At 59.7% G+C, this 15259-nt stretch carries 23 protein-coding genes and 1 tRNA gene; 13 read left to right on the top strand and 11 right to left on the bottom strand.

The genetic code is table 11. The features are described 5' to 3' along the window. Positions 1–215 precede the first annotated feature (215 nt). The 5 genes from ACE3SE_RS19910 to ACE3SE_RS19890 all read right to left on the bottom strand — a co-directional run bounded on the left by ACE3SE_RS19910 (position 216) and on the right by ACE3SE_RS19890 (position 2568). Complete coding sequence (locus ACE3SE_RS19910) at positions 216–401, bottom strand: ClpX C4-type zinc finger protein (protein ID WP_374557726.1); 186 nt, start codon at positions 399–401, stop codon at positions 216–218. Beyond that, entirely contained in the window at positions 398–973 is a 576-nt protein-coding gene (locus ACE3SE_RS19905) for a hypothetical protein (protein ID WP_374557724.1), read from the bottom strand. The genes ACE3SE_RS19910 and ACE3SE_RS19905 overlap by 4 nt, the downstream gene beginning before the upstream one ends. Beyond that, on the bottom strand, positions 960–1877 hold the full coding sequence (locus ACE3SE_RS19900; RefSeq protein WP_374557722.1) for a DNA cytosine methyltransferase: 918 nt from the start codon (positions 1875–1877) through the stop codon (positions 960–962). The genes ACE3SE_RS19905 and ACE3SE_RS19900 overlap by 14 nt, the downstream gene beginning before the upstream one ends. Before the next feature lie 88 nt (positions 1878–1965). Further along, complete coding sequence (locus ACE3SE_RS19895) at positions 1966–2277, bottom strand: hypothetical protein (RefSeq protein WP_374557721.1); 312 nt, start codon at positions 2275–2277, stop codon at positions 1966–1968. A gap of 57 nt (positions 2278–2334) precedes the next feature. Next, the gene (locus tag ACE3SE_RS19890; protein ID WP_374557720.1) at positions 2335–2568 is read right to left on the bottom strand and encodes a transcriptional regulator; all 234 of its coding nucleotides are present in this window, start codon (positions 2566–2568) and stop codon (positions 2335–2337) included. A gap of 98 nt (positions 2569–2666) precedes the next feature. Here ACE3SE_RS19890 and ACE3SE_RS19885 point away from each other — a divergent pair, with 98 nt between their 5' ends. The 13 genes from ACE3SE_RS19885 to ACE3SE_RS19825 all read left to right on the top strand — a co-directional run bounded on the left by ACE3SE_RS19885 (position 2667) and on the right by ACE3SE_RS19825 (position 9823). Further along, positions 2667–3383: a LexA family transcriptional regulator gene (locus ACE3SE_RS19885; RefSeq protein WP_374557718.1), complete on the top strand. Its 717-nt coding sequence runs from the start codon at positions 2667–2669 to the stop codon at positions 3381–3383. A 124-nt stretch (positions 3384–3507) separates the two neighbouring features. After that, a complete protein-coding gene (locus ACE3SE_RS19880; protein ID WP_374557717.1) occupies positions 3508–3942 on the top strand; it encodes a hypothetical protein in 435 nt (144 codons plus the stop codon). A gap of 313 nt (positions 3943–4255) precedes the next feature. Beyond that, positions 4256–4651 carry a hypothetical protein gene (locus ACE3SE_RS19875; RefSeq protein ID WP_374557716.1) on the top strand — a complete coding sequence of 132 codons (396 nt, stop codon included), beginning with the start codon at positions 4256–4258 and terminating at the stop codon, positions 4649–4651. 330 nt (positions 4652–4981) lie between these two features. Continuing rightward, the gene (locus ACE3SE_RS19870) at positions 4982–5158 is read left to right on the top strand and encodes a hypothetical protein (RefSeq protein ID WP_374557715.1); all 177 of its coding nucleotides are present in this window, start codon (positions 4982–4984) and stop codon (positions 5156–5158) included. 88 nt (positions 5159–5246) lie between these two features. Beyond that, positions 5247–5543 carry a hypothetical protein gene (locus ACE3SE_RS19865; RefSeq protein ID WP_374557714.1) on the top strand — a complete coding sequence of 99 codons (297 nt, stop codon included), beginning with the start codon at positions 5247–5249 and terminating at the stop codon, positions 5541–5543. Then, positions 5540–6502: a RecB family exonuclease gene (locus tag ACE3SE_RS19860; protein WP_374557713.1), complete on the top strand. Its 963-nt coding sequence runs from the start codon at positions 5540–5542 to the stop codon at positions 6500–6502. Before ACE3SE_RS19865 ends, ACE3SE_RS19860 begins: the two co-directional genes overlap by 4 nt. A 22-nt stretch (positions 6503–6524) precedes the next feature. Next, positions 6525–6911 (top strand): hypothetical protein, encoded by a 387-nt coding sequence (locus ACE3SE_RS19855; RefSeq protein ID WP_374557712.1) that lies wholly within the window; start codon positions 6525–6527, stop codon positions 6909–6911. Then, positions 6908–7174 (top strand): hypothetical protein, encoded by a 267-nt coding sequence (locus ACE3SE_RS19850; RefSeq protein WP_374557711.1) that lies wholly within the window; start codon positions 6908–6910, stop codon positions 7172–7174. The genes ACE3SE_RS19855 and ACE3SE_RS19850 overlap by 4 nt, the downstream gene beginning before the upstream one ends. Continuing rightward, positions 7171–7380 (top strand): hypothetical protein, encoded by a 210-nt coding sequence (locus tag ACE3SE_RS19845; RefSeq protein ID WP_374557709.1) that lies wholly within the window; start codon positions 7171–7173, stop codon positions 7378–7380. The genes ACE3SE_RS19850 and ACE3SE_RS19845 overlap by 4 nt, the downstream gene beginning before the upstream one ends. Continuing rightward, on the top strand, positions 7373–8119 hold the full coding sequence (locus ACE3SE_RS19840; RefSeq protein WP_374557707.1) for a hypothetical protein: 747 nt from the start codon (positions 7373–7375) through the stop codon (positions 8117–8119). The genes ACE3SE_RS19845 and ACE3SE_RS19840 overlap by 8 nt, the downstream gene beginning before the upstream one ends. After that, complete coding sequence (locus ACE3SE_RS19835; RefSeq protein ID WP_374557705.1) at positions 8119–8487, top strand: hypothetical protein; 369 nt, start codon at positions 8119–8121, stop codon at positions 8485–8487. The genes ACE3SE_RS19840 and ACE3SE_RS19835 overlap by 1 nt, the downstream gene beginning before the upstream one ends. A gap of 15 nt (positions 8488–8502) precedes the next feature. Beyond that, positions 8503–8736, top strand: a complete 234-nt coding sequence (locus ACE3SE_RS19830; protein WP_374557702.1) for a DUF4224 domain-containing protein — start codon at positions 8503–8505, stop codon at positions 8734–8736. Beyond that, positions 8690–9823: a tyrosine-type recombinase/integrase gene (locus ACE3SE_RS19825; RefSeq protein ID WP_374557700.1), complete on the top strand. Its 1134-nt coding sequence runs from the start codon at positions 8690–8692 to the stop codon at positions 9821–9823. The genes ACE3SE_RS19830 and ACE3SE_RS19825 overlap by 47 nt, the downstream gene beginning before the upstream one ends. Positions 9824–9866: 43 nt before the next feature. On the opposite strand, the gene ACE3SE_RS19820 is transcribed toward ACE3SE_RS19825, so the two are convergent. The 6 genes from ACE3SE_RS19820 to ACE3SE_RS19795 all read right to left on the bottom strand — a co-directional run bounded on the left by ACE3SE_RS19820 (position 9867) and on the right by ACE3SE_RS19795 (position 15258). Further along, positions 9867–9954, bottom strand: a tRNA-Ser gene (locus tag ACE3SE_RS19820). A gap of 218 nt (positions 9955–10172) precedes the next feature. Beyond that, complete coding sequence (recN, locus tag ACE3SE_RS19815) at positions 10173–11843, bottom strand: DNA repair protein RecN (RefSeq protein WP_045847388.1); 1671 nt, start codon at positions 11841–11843, stop codon at positions 10173–10175. Positions 11844–11855: 12 nt separating this feature from the next. Continuing rightward, positions 11856–12731: an NAD kinase gene (locus ACE3SE_RS19810; protein WP_045847387.1), complete on the bottom strand. Its 876-nt coding sequence runs from the start codon at positions 12729–12731 to the stop codon at positions 11856–11858. A gap of 10 nt (positions 12732–12741) precedes the next feature. Then, positions 12742–13410, bottom strand: coding sequence for a response regulator transcription factor (locus tag ACE3SE_RS19805; RefSeq protein WP_062787864.1), 669 nt, complete (start codon positions 13408–13410; stop codon positions 12742–12744). Between the two features lie 362 nt (positions 13411–13772). After that, a complete protein-coding gene (gene msrA, locus ACE3SE_RS19800) occupies positions 13773–14303 on the bottom strand; it encodes a peptide-methionine (S)-S-oxide reductase MsrA (protein ID WP_374557698.1) in 531 nt (176 codons plus the stop codon). A 58-nt stretch (positions 14304–14361) separates the two neighbouring features. Beyond that, positions 14362–15258 carry a histone deacetylase family protein gene (locus ACE3SE_RS19795; RefSeq protein WP_374557696.1) on the bottom strand — a complete coding sequence of 299 codons (897 nt, stop codon included), beginning with the start codon at positions 15256–15258 and terminating at the stop codon, positions 14362–14364. Position 15259 lies beyond the last annotated feature (1 nt).

Below are 15259 nucleotides of genomic sequence, written 5' to 3'. Positions count from 1 at the left end.
AAAAGAGCATGGAAAGGCTACAGCAGATTCGAGCCCAGCTTGAGCAAGAGCCGACAGGACAAATCTCGCTGACAGATGCCGATTCCCGCGCGATGGCCACCAGTAGGCGCGCTGGCGGTGCTGTTTGATCATCCGTGCGATGTGCCGGGCTTCGCAGCTGGGGCAGCCCATCTGGTAGACGTGTTCTTCGCGCTTGGCGCAGCAGGTGCATGGCTTCATGGCTTTCCATCCTGCTGTTGCTTTGCTCTGTCCTGTATCCGAATTTCCAAAATCACAGACATAGCAAGTTCAATGCATTCATCACAAATATCGGCCTTGGGGCCAGCGACAATACGCGACACATCGTCTTGGCTTTTCCCACAAAAATCACAAACGTGAATACTTTGCTGAACGACAGTCATGCTGCTTGCTCCTCAGCCCGGTTCTTCGACAGGAACGGCAGCAGGGCGGCCGGCACCGGATTGCGGGAGTCGTAAAACGCATCTGCTGCCAGGCGCTTGCCCATCAGTCCGCCACAGTAGGTGCCATTGGCAGACTCTTCGGCGATCTTGTGGGCCCAGTCCAGCCGCAAACGGTCATTGCCGCTGCTCAGGGACTTCACAGCGCCACCGAGACGGCTCAGGTGCTTCTCTGCCTGTTCGCGGGTCAAAGTCGGCGCAGGGAGCGATTGCAGGTCACCAGTGGGCGTCGGCGGTGTGATTTCCCGCGTGCAGCAGGCATGCACGAATTCGTCGGCGCTGGGCGGGTATTTGAACCGGCAGGACAGACCGTGCTGGATGTCTTTGTCGGACAGCTGGCGCAGCTCGTAGACCCACACGTCAATCGCTTCCAGCAGGCCGGTGTCTCTCCCCGCGTTTTGCTGGCCTTCCGGCACAGCTTTGCCGGAACGGAACTTGTCCATGAACGCATTTCCGAAGCGGCCACGCAGGCTTCGGAAAATGTTGCCGACAACGGTGTGGTCAACGTAGGGCATGGGTTGGCTCCTGGCTCAGGTAGCCGGCACGGTATTCCGGTACCAGCAGGTAATCACGCAGCACACCATCTTCCACTGCCAGCTTGTTCAGGCTGCGCCAGTCGCTGCCGGCCTCCACAAAAGCAAGGCGCACCCAGGTCTTCCATTGCAGGGACGGAACACGGTGCATCGGGCCACCGGCCAGTTCACCTGGCAAAGGCATGCGGCCCAGCACGGTACCGACGGCCTCCAGGCGTTTCTTTTCCGGCTCGTACAGGAACGGGGCAACCTTCTCGATGTGACGGGCCACCAGCAAGAAGCGCTTGCGGGACTGGGCCAGGCCACCGATCTCGCCGCAGTCGTGGGTGGTTTCAGCCACGGCATAGCCATAAGCGCGCAGCAGGTCACCAATCTGGTCCAGCAGGTGCCGGCCACGGCTGGCGATGCGCGGGACGTTCTCGAAGACCAGTAGCTCCACTGGGTCGTCGGCATAAGCTTCCAGTGCCAGCCAGATGCCGCGCAGGGTCAGACGGTTCAGGGCCTGATACTTGGCGGTCTTGCTGCGTGATTCGTTCAGGAGGCCGGAGAAGCCCTTGCAGGGTGCGGACAGGAACCAGATGTGGGGGCGTTCATTGCCCATGGCGTGACGGATGTCGGCCGGTGTGGCTTCGCGCCAGCTTGCCGGCGGCTCTTTGCCGTGGAAGTCGATGTATTGCTGGCGGTCAAATAGATCCATGACCGTGCCCGGCACCCCAACGATGCTGTTGAAGTCACGAATGGCTGCGGCATCCACATCGATACCGCCCAGGCAACGAAAGCGTGCCTGCAGGTTGCCGACACGCGGTTGCGCTTTGTTGAAGCCTTTGGCGCCGCCGCCCAGGCCGCAGAACAGATGACCGTGCCGAATTTCGCGGATCTCGTTCATAGTGCGGCCTCCGGGTTGCGTTTGAATGGTGGTGTGTTCATAATCGTTCTGCCTTTTGGAGGTAGGGTCGCGTGGTGTGCCAGCACCGTTACGCGGCCCTTTTCATTTTCAAAATCCCACCACCACATTCCCCCAGGCCGCGCCGGGCGCATTCGCAGCCGGCACCGACCTTCGACAGGTAGGCGAGGGAGTCCAAGTACTGCGGAGAGACCGGGACGTAACCCACCGCCTGGATGGCGGTGTCGATCTTGTCTTCGGTAATCCCCATCTGACCCGACAAATAACGGCTCACCTGGCTTGCATCCCAGTTGAGCGCATCCATCACGCGCTGCTTGTCACGTGGGTCCGACAGGGCCGAACGAAGCGCCCTGGCCAGTGACGGCGCTACAAGGCTGTCCATCTTCATTTCCCTTCAAAAAGTGTTGAGTGCTGATGCATGTGAGATGCGTCAGAGTGGTTAGGCGGCTTTGGAGAGTTCAGGCCAGTGGTTCTGCCAGTCATCGGGCCTGAGCTGCTGGCGGGTAACAGCCCCCGAGGTTGCTTTCTCAATCGCAACGCAACGAGCTGTTGGAATCGGGCGCTCACCCTTCATCCATTGCTGGATAACCGGCGGCTTTACACCAACAGCGCGGGCCAAGGCTGCTTGGCTGCCAAGAAGAGAGCAGGCGCGCTCAAGGGCTTCAGCTTTCATATCAATGTTCCTGGTGTTGTGTAAGTCAGATAGTAAGTCAATGGCTAATGTAAAGCAAGTTATTGACTAACGTGTTAGCCAATAGGGATAGTTAGCCAATGCTTACAGGTGAAAAATTAGGGGCCGCTCTGGCCGCTGCAATCCAGATGAAAGGCGTCAGCAAGGCTGATGTCGCGCGCCATTTCGACGTGAAACCGCCAAGTATTCAGGGGTGGTTGAAAAATGGACGTATCAGCAAAGTCCACATCGAGAAGCTACTTACCTACTTCTCCGATGTGGTCGGTCCTGATCACTGGGGAATTACAAATATGGAGATGGCTGCGTTTGGGCCGTCGCATATGTCGGCACCCGTCATCCCGGCCGGCGCATCCGTCGTTGCCTACGACAACCCCGACGAGCTGGATCCTGATCGTTACGTCTGGATCGATCGATACGACATCAACTTGTCGGCCGGCTGCGGCAACATCCAGTGGGTGGTGAACCAGAAGGACCCGATCTGCTTCCGCGCGGCCTGGTTCAAGTTCAAGGGCCTGCCGCCTGAGGATTGCAAGGCGCTCTACGTGCGTGGCCGCTCAATGGAGCCGGTGCTGCAGGATTACGACACGGTGCTGATTGATACCAGCAAGAAGGAAATCATCGACGGGGACGTCTACGCGGTCTGCCTGGATGATCAGTTCTACATCAAAGCCGTGCACCGCAAGCCGGGCATGGTGGTGCTGCGCTCGTACAACAAGGACTTCGAGGATATCGAGGTGGTGGGAGAGCAGATGAACCAGCTGTGCATCATCGGCAAGATGGTTTGGCGTGGTGGGTGAATTTTTTTTTCCAGCAAGCCGATCATCTGATTACAAGTCAGGTATTCGGGCACAGGAACCCGCGTAAGCGGGTTTGTTTACGATAAAATCGCCCCATGCCAATGTCAATGCAAAGGGGATGGCTATGCGCAAATTGGTATTTGCTGTACTTGTGGCCGGTCTTGCTGGGTGTGCAAAGACCCCGTCAAGTGATGACTGCTGGTCCAACGAGGCCAAGTCGGCAGTTGGAGGCGAGGTAAAGCAGGTGTTTCTTGATGCCCTGAGGCCTGTCGCAGAGCAGCATGGTGAGGTGTTTGATGATGCTGCCCGGAAGAAATACAGCGATGCCCTGACAATAGGTATTGACCAGGCGGCCGTTAAGGACACAGCGAAGCAGTCGGTTACCTGTAGCGCATCGGCCACTGCCACCATGAAGAACGTGAAGACCGGAGCTGAACAGTCAGCAACGTTCCAGGGTGTTAGCTACACAATCATGAGCGGCGAAGGTGGCAAGTTTGTGTATCAGGTCACGAACGCCGACGCACTCCGCAGGGTAGATAGCTGGCGCGAGAAGCAGTAGCTGTCGGCAGCCGTCCCTTCTGACGGCATCATCGGCAAGATGGTTTGGTGGGGTGGGTAATAGTGTGATGAAAGGCATTCAATGAAGGTCGTACCAACATGTCGCTATGGGCATGGAGAACTTGTCCATGTCGATAAGCACGATGAGAACCACCGCTGGGGCTTCATGGGTCTTTCATTGATAAGCATGCAAGCAGGTATGGAAGCCGGGCAGCCCTTGCGGATTACAAAGCCGTCTGAAAGAGTTTTTACGGTTCAGCTTTACCGATGCTCAGAGTGCGGATACCTCGAAGCATTTGACGACGAGGTGGGGAATGGCTGAAAGGAAGGTAGTCAAATTCCCCAAGGGTTCGTCGGATACCGACGTTGCTAATGGCGGCGGCGGTGGCCATAATGACGGCATGGAAGCCCGCGTAGCGAAGTTGGAAGCCATTGCAGAAACCACCCGAGACAAGATCGCGGGGGTGGAAACGCGGCTGGCCGTCATTGAGAAGACCATGGCCACGAAAGCCGATGTTTCCGAAGTCAAGGCCTACGTTTCCGAGGCTAAGAACAGCATCATCATCTGGGTGGTTAGCGCAATCATCCTGGCTCAGGTTGTCCCCGGAATCATCAAAGCATTTCGCCCAGATCCGCCAGCAGCTCCGCAGATGATTATGGTGGCACCACCAGCAGCTGCTCCTGTGGCGCAGGCTCCCCAGAAAAAGTAACCCGCTCCGGCGGGTTTTTTCTTGCCTGGCTCCCACCCAAGCCCCACACTACATCCCGGCCGGCATCCCTTCCTCGGATAAAAACCAACCGGCCAGCTGAGCCCCGCCTTCGTGCGGGGCTTTGTCTTTTCTGCCCAGCAGCCCGCTTCGTGCGGGCTTTTTTTGCACACGCGCTTTCCCCCGGTCATGGTCTAAACCGCCTCTTGCATTAGGCGGAAGCAAGTAAATAGCTAACTAACTGCAAATAGTTAGGCATTGGCTATTGACATCAAGTAAGGCAATGCCTAATATCAGCTCAACGAAACACCTAACACCACCCGGAGGAAAGCGATGAACAAGCCCGCAAACATCTTGCTGCACCCGGCATGCAGTTACAGCCCGGACAGCATCCGCGCTGTAGAGGAGGCCACCGGCCTTGTTGCTGTGCCTGATCGCCGCCGCCCGGTGGTGCGTCTGGTGCCGGCCCTGCGCGTTGTGCCCACCAGCACCAAGCAGGTGAGTGCATGAAAACCCTTCAAAACATCATCGGAATCCTGCTTGTTCTGTCCGCGGCTGCCGTGTGCTTTGGCCTGCTGCAGGTGCTGGAGCTGATGCCATGAGCCTGTCGCGGCTATCCGCAGCGGTCATCCAGCTGATGCGCCAAGCCGAACTGGTGCGTGGCTATCAGCGTGGCCAGGTCGAGCTGGAGTTTGACGGCTTCAACCTGGTGGTGCGCGGCACCTACACCAAGCCGGAGCGCCCGGCAGCATTCCACCCCGGCCAGCAAGCCGGTTTCGAAGTAACCGAAGTTTTTCTGGCAGACAGCGCGACCGACGCGGCCGAGCTGTTCGACTGTGCCGCGCTCAGCGTGGCCGTGCTGGAGCATCTGAAATCACAGGAGAAAGTAGCATGAACGCACCTTTCGCACTCAAGCCGTCCGTGACGGTACGCGCCAGCTCGCTGGCTGAACTCTTCGACTGCCCGGCGCGCTGGGAAGCCAAACACCTGCTGCGCATGCGCATGCCGTCGTCTGGCGCCGCTCGCCTTGGTACGGCCATTCACGCCGGTACTGCTCTGTTTGACCAGGCCAAGCTGGATGGCAACCCGCTGACCCCGTCCGAAGCCGCAGGCGCATTGATTGACACGCTGTATGCCAAGGATGACGAGCAGGGCAACGGCGAAGTGGAGTGGGGCGATACCAAGCCGCAGGACGCTGAAACGATTGGCCTGACCCTGCATTCCCGCTACTGCCATGAAATCGCACCGAAGCAGGATTACGTGGGCGTGGAGGTGCCGTGCGAGGCGCTGGAAATCACTGACCTTGGCTTGGTGCTGACCGGTACGACCGACCGGATCTACCGCAACGTGGATGGAGAGCTGGGCATTGCCGACTTGAAGTCCGGCGCCCGCGCCGTGGGCAGCGATGGCATTGCGGTTACGACCGGCCACGGCCCGCAGATGGGTGTGTATGAGCTGATCGCCGAGTTTGCCGTTGGCCAGGCGCTGACTGCCCCGGCCCAGATCATCGGCCTGAACACCGGCAAGACTGCGGCCAGCCAGAAGGTGGGCGTTGGCCTGATCGGCAACGCCCGTGAAGCCCTGATAGGTGACGAAGACAGCCCCGGCCTGCTGCAGCACGCCAGCCACATCATTCACAGCGGCCTGTTCTACGGCAATCCGAAGTCGGTGCTTTGCTCCGCCAAGTACTGCCCGCGTCACGGATCTGGAGGCGATGCGCGCCAACCAGCGTGTGGCTGCCGAAGCCGACAAGAAGACCAAGGACGCCGGCAAGCACCATGCCGACGTGCAGGCCTGGTCACTGATTGCCGATGCCTTGGCACCGGATGGCATCCCGGGCGAGATCCTGGCTGATTCCCTGCGCCCGGTGAATGACATGCTGCACCGCCTTTCCCAAGACGCTGGCTGGGCCCGCGTGCAGATCAGCCGCGACATGGACATCACCGCTGACGGCCGCGCTTATGGCTTGCTGTCCGAGTCCGAGCAGTGGCGCACCGACACCCTGCTGGCGCTGATGATCGCCCAGCTGTCCGGACTGAAGCTGGTGGTGCTGGATCGCTTCGACGTGCTGGACCTGGTTGGCCGCTCCCAGCTGCTGGACCTGCTGTGTGACATGGCTGAAGACGGCGCGCTGGAATGCGCTGTGGTGTGCGGGACCATGAAGAAGGCCATGCCGAGCGATGAGCTGATCGGCAGCTTCTGGATCGAAAACGGGGAAGTGCTGGCCGTGGCCGGTGCTGAAGAAGAAAGGAAGGCAGCATGACCGCCCAATTCGCCAAGCTGTTCGAAACGGAAGAGTATGGCCAGATCCTGGTGAAGCTGGATGCTGATCCGGATGATCATGCGCCGGAAGTGCGCTTCTACGTGAATCCGCCGGATCTGGGAGTTTGCTCTTTTGCTGCTGGTTATCCCGATTCCGATGAAGGCTGGGATGCGGCTCAAGCGTGCTTTGATAAATGCGACCTGAAAATGGCTGTCGCCGCTGCGGCCGAAGTGTACAAGACCACGGAGGGGCTGCGCTCATGAACCTCTACGGCCAAGGATTGGATGATGCCCACGCTGGCAAGCAACCGTCCGAAGAACACCGAGACCAGCCGTACTACATGCACGGTTGGAACACCGGTCGCCGCGACTATGAGTTGTACCGGTCGTATGTCGAGGAAGGCTACACCCGCTACCAGGCTGCTGTAATGGCTGGCCTGCGTGATCCTGATGAGGCACGCCATGATTAAAGAACGCCCGATCCCGTTCAGTGCGCCGATGGTGAGGGCGCTGCTGGATGGAACCAAGACCCAGACGCGGAGAGTGGTGAAAATCCATCCTTCCGATGATGCATTCGTTCTGCTGGACCGTGGTACCGGCTGGTGGCCATACCGCAGCGACGATGGTGAGAGTGAGGTCATGAATGACGGTAATGAGCGGCCATACACTTGCCCCTACGGGCAGCCCGGCAACAGACTGTGGGTTCGGGAGACTTGCCGAGCAGAGGAGCTGGAGAGCGGTCTGGATGGTGTGCGCTATCTCGCCGACAGCCACTTCAGGCCCATCAACGATACCCCCGGTGATGCCATCCAGTGGATGCACATGAATGCCTACGGAGCGCGGGACGGAGCCAATGTTCCATCCATCCATATGCCACGCTGGGCCAGCCGTATCCTGCTGGAAATCGTCAGTGTGCGCGTGGAGCGGCTCAAGGAAATCAGCGAGGCCGATGCCGACGCCGAAGGCTGCGAGCGCTTGGATTCAGAACGCACTGATCGCGACATGAAGCTTTGCCCTACCTGCGGTGGCACTGGCCTGCATGCAGTACTGGGTGGTAATGGTGGTGTTATTCCTGACTGCGACTGCCGGGACTGCGACACATACGTGAAGCGCTACAAGCACCTGTGGGAAGCAATCAATGGCCCCGGCAGCTGGGACGAAAACCCATGGGTATGGGTCGTGGAATTCAAAATCGTGGAGGAAGGCTGATGGCCACACCACACAAATCCATCGCCGGCCAGAAGTTCGGCCTGTTGACTGCGATCAGGCAGACTGGCCGCGTTTTCAGCTCCGGCGGCACGCCCCGGGCGGTATGGCTGTTCCAGTGCGACTGCGGGAAGCTGGTCGAGAAGAAGCGCGACGGCGTGACGGCCGGCAAGACCTTATCTTGTGGTTGCCTGCGACCAGGTGTTCAGCCAGGTAAGCGGGATCTGTCCAGGCTGGCTGAGCAGAACCGGGCATTCGTGCCTGAGTCCATGCGCGGTCTTGCTGGTACCGTCATCGGAGAGAAGCACACCAAGGGCCGGTCGTTTGGCTATGCACCGAGTTTCGGTGTGTGCAGTTCGGAATATGTTTGAAAGGGGTGCCAGAATATGAGCTCTGAATTTCTCAATGCCGACGAACTGGCAGAGGTAACCGGGCGCAAGCACATTGCCAGCCAGCGGGAATGGCTGGATAAGAACGGCTGGACCTACGTGGTAAATGCCGCAGGCAAGCCCATTGTGGGCCGCTGGTATGCCCGTATGCAGCTGGCCGGAGTAAAGCCAAGCGCCAGTGGAGATGGCGCGCAATCAAGCTGGCAGCCTGATTTCTCTGCCTTGGGGTAATCCTATGCGACCAAAGTCTACACACCGCGACCTGCCGCCCAGGATGCTGCGCCGAGTGCGCAAGATGAAGAGCGGGAAGGTGTGGGAGGCCTATTTCTACAATGGGCGCGATGAAACTGGCCGGCGGGTGGAAATCCCGCTGGGCCAGAACCTGAACGAGGCAAAGAAGAAGTGGGCTGATCTGGAGTGCCAGGAACGTCCGCCTGAAACTGGCCTGATGCGCTTCATCTTCGACCGGTACGAGCGCGAAATTGTGCCAACCAAAGCCGTGTCCACCCAGCGTGAAAATATGCTGTGCCTGACCATGCTGCGCAAGGTGTTCGACACTGCACCGATTGATGCCATCACGCCGCAATTTATTGCCCAGTACCGTGACAAGCGCGGGGCAGTAGCGCCGGTCAGGGCTAACCGGGAAATCACCCTGTTTTCCCATGTGTTCAACATGGCAAGGGAGTGGGGCTATACCGCGCGCGAGAACCCAGTGAAGGGAGTGCGCAAGAACAAGGAAACGCCGCGGGACTTCTATGCTGATGCAGCGGTATGGAATGCGGTGTACGGTGCGGCATGCGTAGAATTGCAGGATGCGATGGACCTGAACTACCTGACAGGCCAGCGCCCGGGCGATGTGCTGAAAATGCGGTATTCCGACATCAGGGATGGCGCGCTGGAAGTGAAGCCAAATAAGACGCAGAAGTCATCAGGCAAGAAGCTGCGCATTCTGCTGGATGATCCAGAGACTGGCCGCACCATGCTTGGCCAGCTGATCGATAGGATACGGGCGCGGGCACGTGATGCCAGGCTGACCAGCATGTTTATCGTGGCCACGCCGACAGGTGCCGCACTGAACGAGTGGACGCTGCGGGCTCGCTTCAATGATGCCAGAGACACTGCGGCAAAAGCGGCAGAAAAGGCAGAGGATATGGAGCTGGCCAAGCGTATCAGGGAATTCCAGTTCCGTGATATCCGGCCAAAGGCAGCCAGCGAAATGGACCTGACCCATGCCAGCAAGCTACTGGGGCATACCGACAAGCAAATCACCAAGACGGTATATCAGCGGGTAGGGGAGACGGTTCTCCCGACAAAGTAGCAGCACAAAGAAAAACGGCCCCAAGCAGGGCCGTTTTTCATATTGGCGGAAGCGGTGAGATTCGAACTCACGGACAGTTTCCCGTCGGCTGTTTTCAAGACAGCTGGGTTAAACCACTCCCCCACGCTTCCATAAACTGTGGCATCCAGGCAGGCCAGATGCGGAAATGATTTCCGCAACTTGCGGAAACGATTTGCTGAAACTCTTATTCTGCAAGGCTTTCAGGATTAACTCAACAGTTTTCAAGACTGCTGGTTTAAACCACTCACCCAAACCTCCGCAGTTTCTTGCCGGCGACCGTGTCGTCTGGCGAAGAGGACGCAATCATAACCGCCCCAGGCCGTTTTGGCTAGGGGGTGGCGCGGTTCATTTCCAGCATTTCTGCGGCATGCTGGCGGGTGGTCTGGGTGAGCTCGGCACCGCCCAGCATGCGGGCGATTTCCAGCACACGCTGCTCGGCGTCCAGCGGGGTGATGCGGCTGACCACACGCTTCTTTTCCTCGCGCTTGCTGACTTGCCAGTGCTGCTCGCCGCAGGAGGCCACCTGCGGCAGGTGGGTGATGCACAGCACCTGATAGCGTTGACCCAGTTGCTTCAGCATATGGCCGATGACTTCCGCCACGCGCCCGCCAATGCCGACATCCACTTCGTCGAAAATCAGCGTGGGCACGCTGGCCACTTGGCTGATCACCACTTGCATGGCCAGGCTGATGCGTGACAGCTCGCCACCGGAAGCCACCTTGGCCAGCGGGCGCAGGCTGGTTCCGGCGTTGGCTGCCACCAGGTATTCGATGGATTCCAGGCCATGGGCGCCGGGTTCGGCCAGGGCCGCCAGTTCGATGGCAAAGCGGGCGCTGCTCATGGCCAGCTGCTGCATTTCCTTGCTGATGCGGGCGGACAGTTCGCTGGCGGCCTGGCGGCGTTTGCCGGACAGGGCTTCGGCCAGGGTGCGGTAGCGCGACAGGCTGGCGGTTTCGGCCAGCGCCAGGGCTTCGCTGTCGGTGGAGGCTTCCAGCGCGGCCAGCTGGGCTTGCCAGTCGGCCAGCTTGAGCGGCAGTTCCTGCGGCTGCACGCGGTATTTGCGCGCCATGCTCATCAGGCTGTCGATGCGGCTTTCCACCTGTTGCAGCTGGCCCGGGTCTTCGTCGATGTCGCTGGCGTAGTCGCGCAGGCTGTAGACGACTTCGCGCAGTTCGGCATCTACCGAATCCAGCAGGGACAGGGTGTCGGCCAGCCGTGGGTCGAGGTTGGCCAGCTTGCTCAGGCGGCTTTGTACCTGGGTGAGCACGGACAGGCAGTTGCCCTCCATTTCGGACAGGGTATCCACCGCGTACTGCGCGCTTTGTACCAGTTCTGCAGCATTGGCCAGGCGGGAGTGGCTCTGGTTGAGCGCGGCCCATTCGTCCTGTTGCAGGCCCAGTTCGGTCAGTTCGTTGATTTGCCAGGTGAGTCGTTCGCGTTCCACTTCGGATTCGCGCGACAGCTTGTCGGCATCGCTGCGTGCCTTGCGGGCGGCTTGCCATTCCTGCCAGGCCTGATGCACTTCGCGGGCCAGCGAGCTGCTACCGGCATAGGCATCCAGCAGTTCACGCTGGGCTTCGGCTTTCACCAGCGACTGGTGGGCGTGCTGACCGTGGATGTCGACCAGGAACTCGCCCAGCAGCTTGAGCTGGGCCAGGGTGGCTGGCTGACCATTGATGAAGCTGCGCGAGCGGCCGGATTTGTCCAGTACGCGGCGGATCAGCACGATGTCGTCGTCGCCCGACAGGGCATTTTCCTGTAACCAGGCCTTGATTTCAGGACGCTGGCGGCTGTCGAATTCGGCGCTGATTTCGGCGCGTTCGGCCCCTTCGCGCACCAGCGAGCCTTCGGCGCGGTCGCCCAGCAAAAGGCCCAGTGCATCCAGCAAAATGGATTTGCCTGCCCCGGTTTCGCCGGTCAGTACGGTAAAACCGGGCGAGAAGTCCAGCGCAATGCTGTCAACGATGACGAAGTCTTTGACCAGAAGGGATAGCAGCATGGTGTGTGCGTGTCAGAGCAGGCGCTCGCCCCAGTGGAGCTTGTGGCGCAGCATGTCGTAGTAGTTGTAGCCCACCGGGTGCAGGATGCGCAGCGGGTTGCGGTAACGGCGGATCAGCACGCGGTCCATTTCCATCAGGTCGCAATGCGACTGGCCGTCAAAGTGCACGCGCGCGTCCAAGCCGCGGGTCAGCATGAATTCCACTTCGCAGGAGTCGTTCACCGCAATCGGGCGGTTATTGAGCGACTGCGGGCAGATGGGCACCAGTGCAATCGCCTGCAGCGTGGGGTGCAGGATGGGGCCGCCAGCGGCCAGCGAGTAGGCAGTGGAGCCGGTGGGGGTAGAGACAATCAGGCCGTCCGAGCGCTGGCTGTAGACAAACTGGTTGTCGATGAAAACCTCGAATTCGATCATCGAACCCACGGCACCGCGGCTGAACACAATGTCGTTGAAGGCCAGCGCATTGGCGACTTCGGCATCTTCGCGAATCACCGATGCTTGCAGCAGGATGCGGTTTTCCGGGACGAAATTGCCGCCCAGGATGGCGTCGATGGCTTCCAGCATTTCATGACGCGGAATGTCGGTCATGAAGCCCAGTCGGCCCTGGTTGATGCCGACCAGCGGCACGCGATAGGGTGCCAGCTGGCGTGCGATGGACAGCATGGTGCCGTCCCCGCCCAGCACGATGACGAGATCGGCCAGCTTGCCCATGTCGCTGCGTTCGATCAGCTGATGGGGACCGGCTTCGGCCGGGGTGGCGCTTTCCTTGTCCACGAATACGGTGACGCCGGCAGCGGCCAGATGATCGGCCAGGGTGCGCAGCGATTCCACCACTTGCGGTTTGCTGTGTCTTGCCACCAGGCAGACATGTTTGAACAGTCGTTCCATGTGGGCGATTCTACTGCCTTGGGGCGGTTTCGTTCAAAAAAGACTCGTCGCTGCGTTTTTTGCCGGTGGCTTCCAGTGCCTTCAGGTAAAAGCGGATCAGGTCGGCCAGTGAATCCACCCCCAGCTTGCTGAACAGGTTGGCGCGGTGCACTTCGATGGTGCGCGGCGACAGGTCCAGCTGGCGGGCGATTTCCTTGCTGGACAGGCCGTCGGCCACCAGTTCCAGCACTTCACGCTCGCGGCCGCTGATGCGGGCCAGCTGGTTCATCACTTCCTGGGTTTCTTCATCCTGCTGCTGTTGCTGGATGCTCAGGCGTATGCCCTTGCGCAGGCTGTCGATCAGGCGGTTCTGGTCGATGGGCTTGGTCAGGAAATCAATGGCACCGGACTGGAAAGCACGGCGGCACTGTTCGATATCACCATGGCCGGTGATGAAGACAATGGGAATGGACAGGCCGCGTTCTACCAGTTTTTCCTGCAGGGCAAGGCCGGTGATCTGCGGCATGCGGATATCCAGCACCATGCAGCCGATTTCACCTTCGGTGTAGGTTTCAAGGAATTCCATGGCGCTGGCGAACGTTACCGTGCGCATGCCCTGGGCCATGATCAGCAAGGCCAGTGAGTCGCGTACGGCCGGGTCGTCATCCACAATGAAAACGGTGGGCATCATGTACTTCATTAACGGTCATCTCCTGCAACAGCGATTGCTGTTTATGTGCCAGATACGGCAAGGCCAGGCCCGTTGCCTGTCTGGCTGTCAGCAACGGGAAGCATGGGTGGTCTTGCCGGGTTCGTGTGCTTGTGGCGGGGCATGGCGACCGGCTAAGGGCAGCTCCCGAAGTCAATGCGCTCCATGATACCCGTGACCGCCTTGTCCGGTCTGCCTTTTGCCGGCATGTGCTACAGGTATTGCTTGCTTGTTGCAATGCCGCAAGCAGTGCCAGCCAGCGCGAATGTTATCAGCATAATGGCTGGCTGGCTGCACGGACTGCTGTCATGGCGATACTTTATCGGCGGTTTGATGTCGCCGGGTCAGTATCGTCATGGTTTCAGCCAGTCGGCAAACTGGCGTCGCAGCTTCAGCTGCTTGGGCTGAATGACCGCCTGGCAGTATGGTTGCTCGGCGTTACGGGCAAAGTATTGCTGATGGTAGTCCTCGGCAGGATAAAACTGGCTGGCCGGCTCCAGCGTGGTGACGATGGGTGCGGCAAAAATGCCTTGTTGTTCCAGGTCGGCCATCACGGCCCTGGCCGTCTCCAGCTGCTCTGCATCATGATAAAAGATGGCGGAGCGGTACTGGCTGCCCACATCATGCCCCTGTCGGTTCAGGGTGGTGGGGTCGTGGGTGGCAAAAAATATCTGCAACAACTGACGATAACTGATGATGGCCGGGTCAAAGCGGATCTGCACTGCTTCGGCATGGCCGGTGTGGCCGCTGCAGACGCTGCGATAGTCAGGGTTGGGCGTCTGCCCGCCGATATAACCGGATTGCACCTGGCTTACCCCGTTGAGGGCGAGAAAAATACTCTCGGTACACCAGAAGCATCCGCCGGCCAGGGTGGCTGTGTTCATTGCGCTCTCCATTTTATGGGGGTAGGTACGCTGTTTCGTCGGGGCTGGCGGGGGAATCTTACACGCCTGAGCCAAATAGCTGATACGCGGCAGCGACGGTATTGGTCTGGATTTCCACCGTGTCGCTGATCGGGTTGGCATAGCCTCCGGCCATGGTGATGACCAGTGCGGCACCACTGTCCTGCACTTGCTGCATGACCAGCTGGTCGCGTTGCAGCAAACCCGCCTTGCTCAGTGCCAGCTTGCCCAGCCGGTCACCTGCATAAGGGTCGGCACCGGCCAGGTAAAACACGATATCGGGTTGTTGTTGCAATAGCGCGGGCAAATGCCGTTGCAGCAGGGAAAGGTAGCTGGCGTCGTCGGTCTGGTCGGGCAGGTCGATGTCCAGCGAGCTGGCTTCCTTGCGGAAGGGAAAGTTCTTTTCGCCATGCATGGAAAACGTGAACACGCGTGGTTCGTCGCGGAAAATGGCGGCCGTGCCATTGCCCTGATGGACATCCAGATCAATGACCAGAATGCGGCGCGCCAGGCCTTCTTGCAGCAGCAGGCGCGAGGCCACGGCTACATCATTGAATACACAAAAGCCGCTGCCCTTGTCGTGATAGGCATGATGGGTGCCCCCGGCCAGATTCACCCCGCAACCATGCAGCAAGGCGGTGCGGGCGGCGGCAACAGTGGCACCGACCGAGCGGCGCGAGCGCTCCACCAGTTGCGGCGACCATGGCAGGCCGATTTCACGCCAGGCGCGTGGCGGCAGGCTGCCATCCAGCACCTGGGCGACATAGTCTGCTGCATGTACCTGTTGCAGTTCCCATGCGCTGGCCGCCGGGGCTTCCTCCATCAGGGGGGCGGCAAATTGCGCCACTGCGGTGGCCAGCAGCTGGTATTTTTCAGCCGGGAAACGGTGGCCTTCCGGCAGCGGCAGGGCAAACTGGTCGGTACGGTAAATGCGCATG

It is taken from the genome of Aquitalea pelogenes (assembly GCF_041914625.1).
Taxonomy (GTDB): Bacteria; Pseudomonadota; Gammaproteobacteria; order Burkholderiales; family Chromobacteriaceae; genus Aquitalea; species Aquitalea pelogenes.
Note: the sequence above shows the minus strand (reverse complement) of the source record. Positions and strands in the feature narration are given on the sequence as shown.

Bases quoted from the DNA above. Each gene is read 5' to 3' on its own strand.
- recN (WP_045847388.1), bottom strand. From the start codon at position 11,843: ATGCTGCTATCCCTTCTGGTCAAAGACTTCGTCATCGTTGACAGCATT.
- ACE3SE_RS19825 (WP_374557700.1), top strand. From the start codon at position 8,690: ATGGCGCGCAATCAAGCTGGCAGCCTGATTTCTCTGCCTTGGGGTAAT.
- ACE3SE_RS19900 (WP_374557722.1), bottom strand. From the start codon at position 1,877: ATGAACGAGATCCGCGAAATTCGGCACGGTCATCTGTTCTGCGGCCTG.
- ACE3SE_RS19835 (WP_374557705.1), top strand. From the start codon at position 8,119: ATGGCCACACCACACAAATCCATCGCCGGCCAGAAGTTCGGCCTGTTG.
- ACE3SE_RS19795 (WP_374557696.1), bottom strand. From the start codon at position 15,258: ATGCGCATTTACCGTACCGACCAGTTTGCCCTGCCGCTGCCGGAAGGC.
- ACE3SE_RS19855 (WP_374557712.1), top strand. From the start codon at position 6,525: ATGCTGCACCGCCTTTCCCAAGACGCTGGCTGGGCCCGCGTGCAGATC.
- ACE3SE_RS19910 (WP_374557726.1), bottom strand. From the start codon at position 401: ATGACTGTCGTTCAGCAAAGTATTCACGTTTGTGATTTTTGTGGGAAA.
- ACE3SE_RS19805 (WP_062787864.1), bottom strand. From the start codon at position 13,410: ATGAAGTACATGATGCCCACCGTTTTCATTGTGGATGACGACCCGGCC.
- ACE3SE_RS19830 (WP_374557702.1), top strand. From the start codon at position 8,503: ATGAGCTCTGAATTTCTCAATGCCGACGAACTGGCAGAGGTAACCGGG.
- ACE3SE_RS19810 (WP_045847387.1), bottom strand. From the start codon at position 12,731: ATGGAACGACTGTTCAAACATGTCTGCCTGGTGGCAAGACACAGCAAA.
- ACE3SE_RS19865 (WP_374557714.1), top strand. From the start codon at position 5,247: ATGAGCCTGTCGCGGCTATCCGCAGCGGTCATCCAGCTGATGCGCCAA.
- ACE3SE_RS19890 (WP_374557720.1), bottom strand. From the start codon at position 2,568: ATGAAAGCTGAAGCCCTTGAGCGCGCCTGCTCTCTTCTTGGCAGCCAA.
- ACE3SE_RS19905 (WP_374557724.1), bottom strand. From the start codon at position 973: ATGCCCTACGTTGACCACACCGTTGTCGGCAACATTTTCCGAAGCCTG.
- ACE3SE_RS19880 (WP_374557717.1), top strand. From the start codon at position 3,508: ATGCGCAAATTGGTATTTGCTGTACTTGTGGCCGGTCTTGCTGGGTGT.
- ACE3SE_RS19845 (WP_374557709.1), top strand. From the start codon at position 7,171: ATGAACCTCTACGGCCAAGGATTGGATGATGCCCACGCTGGCAAGCAA.
- ACE3SE_RS19875 (WP_374557716.1), top strand. From the start codon at position 4,256: ATGGCTGAAAGGAAGGTAGTCAAATTCCCCAAGGGTTCGTCGGATACC.
- ACE3SE_RS19860 (WP_374557713.1), top strand. From the start codon at position 5,540: ATGAACGCACCTTTCGCACTCAAGCCGTCCGTGACGGTACGCGCCAGC.
- ACE3SE_RS19870 (WP_374557715.1), top strand. From the start codon at position 4,982: ATGAACAAGCCCGCAAACATCTTGCTGCACCCGGCATGCAGTTACAGC.
- msrA (WP_374557698.1), bottom strand. From the start codon at position 14,303: ATGAACACAGCCACCCTGGCCGGCGGATGCTTCTGGTGTACCGAGAGT.
- ACE3SE_RS19840 (WP_374557707.1), top strand. From the start codon at position 7,373: ATGATTAAAGAACGCCCGATCCCGTTCAGTGCGCCGATGGTGAGGGCG.
- ACE3SE_RS19850 (WP_374557711.1), top strand. From the start codon at position 6,908: ATGACCGCCCAATTCGCCAAGCTGTTCGAAACGGAAGAGTATGGCCAG.
- ACE3SE_RS19885 (WP_374557718.1), top strand. From the start codon at position 2,667: ATGCTTACAGGTGAAAAATTAGGGGCCGCTCTGGCCGCTGCAATCCAG.
- ACE3SE_RS19895 (WP_374557721.1), bottom strand. From the start codon at position 2,277: ATGGACAGCCTTGTAGCGCCGTCACTGGCCAGGGCGCTTCGTTCGGCC.